Raw genomic sequence first — 1546 nt, 5'->3', positions numbered from 1 at the left:
GGCATGTCGTATTGCCGAGTATGGTGCCGACCTATTTCGTTTTGTTGATGTTGCAAATTGCGAGTTTTCTGAATAATGGTCTGGAGCAATATTTTGTCTTTCAAAATGCATTTAACAAGGATTCCATACAGGTTCTATACTTATATGTGTACAACCTTGCAATGGGGGGCGGCAGCTATTCTGTGTCCGTTGCGATCAGTGTGCTTAAGAGCTTGATTAGTGTTGTGCTTCTCTTTTCTGTAAACGGACTATCCAAAAGACTAAGGGGAGAGAGTATTGTATGAGTGATACAGCAGCAGGTCTGGCGACGAATGATAAAGTGCCCGAAAGCCATCTCACCAGGAAGGTTAAAATCAAAGTCAGCCTTACTGACAAAATGATTACTGTTTTAATCTATGTGTTGTTTTCTCTGTATGCAATTCTTTGTGTATATCCATTCTACTCCATCATTATTAATACCATAAGCGCAAACGATATTAGTGCCAAAGGTGATGTTATCTTTTATCCGAAAAATATCCAATTTCATAACTATGTGGATGCGTTTAAAATACCGGGGTTATGGGATGCAGCCATTGTATCTCTAGCAAGGACCGTGATTGGAACCACTTTGACGGTAGGGGCCTCCGCCTTTCTGGGATTCATGTTTACCCAGGAGGATATGTGGAAGAGAAAATTATGGTATCGCTATACAGTTTTAACCATGTTTTTTAATGCCGGGGTGATTCCGTGGTATTTGACAATGAGGTCTTTGCATCTGACAAACAATTTTTTGGCCTATATTCTGCCGACAATCGTAGCTCCGTTTTTCATCATTCTTGTAAAGACTTTTGTAGAATCAACGCCGAAGGAATTACAACATGCAGCAAGTATCGACGGGGCGGGGACTATGACGCTTTTTTTCAAAATCATGTTGCCCATCTGTAAGCCAATATTAGCTACAGTTGCCATATTCGCAGCAGTGGACCAGTGGAACTCCTTCCAGGACACGTTGTTGTTGGTTACGGAGAGCAAGCTCTATAGCTTACAGTTTATTCTATATAACTATATGAATCAGGCAAGTTCCTTATCCAGCATGGTAAACCTGCAGAATGCTGGCTCCACAGCGATGTCAAGTCTGGCAACGAAGCAAACGACGACTTCCATTCGAATGACGGTGACTGTTATTGTTGTAGCGCCTATTTTATTGGTTTATCCGATTTTCCAAAGGTTTTTTGTCAAGGGGATTATGATCGGTGCAGTGAAAGGATAATTTGCGCCGGATTAATAAATTGAATAATTATGGGGGTTAAGTATGCGTAAACCTGGTAAAGCAATAAAAAAATCGGCGTTGTTATTGTTTGCTAGCCTCTTCATGGTGTCGGTCGCATTGACCGGCTGTGGAGATGAATCTAGCAATAAGACTGCATCAACGGAACCAAGCAAGTCGCCGAACTCCGGTACTGAAGCTACATCCAAGGCACTAGATCACAGTAAACCGCTGACCATCACTGTTTTTGACAATGCAGCCAATTATCAAGGAGAGCAGAAAGGGTGGTATGGTAAGCTT

2 protein-coding genes and 1 pseudogene are annotated in these 1546 nt (G+C 41.9%); all 3 read left to right on the top strand.

Annotation, left to right across the window (positions count from 1 at the left end; genetic code table 11):
- Positions 1–284, top strand: a 284-nt coding sequence (locus tag AC1DUA_RS36965; RefSeq protein WP_477504462.1) for an ABC transporter permease subunit, incomplete at its 5' end; no start/stop codon positions are given.
- Positions 281–1249: a carbohydrate ABC transporter permease gene (locus AC1DUA_RS36960; RefSeq protein ID WP_477504461.1), complete on the top strand. Its 969-nt coding sequence runs from the start codon at positions 281–283 to the stop codon at positions 1247–1249. The genes AC1DUA_RS36965 and AC1DUA_RS36960, both read left to right, overlap by 4 nt.
- A gap of 42 nt (positions 1250–1291) precedes the next feature.
- Positions 1292–1546, top strand: a pseudogene (locus AC1DUA_RS36955) (hypothetical protein); the annotation flags it as partial.

This window comes from Paenibacillus sp. 01T422, from assembly GCF_056398785.1.
The sequence above is the reverse complement of the archived record's forward strand: the minus strand, read 5'-3'. Positions and strand labels throughout refer to the sequence as shown.

Coding starts and splice junctions, on each gene's coding strand:
- AC1DUA_RS36960 (WP_477504461.1), top strand. CDS start 281: ATGAGTGATACAGCAGCAGGTCTGGCGACGAATGATAAAGTGCCCGAA.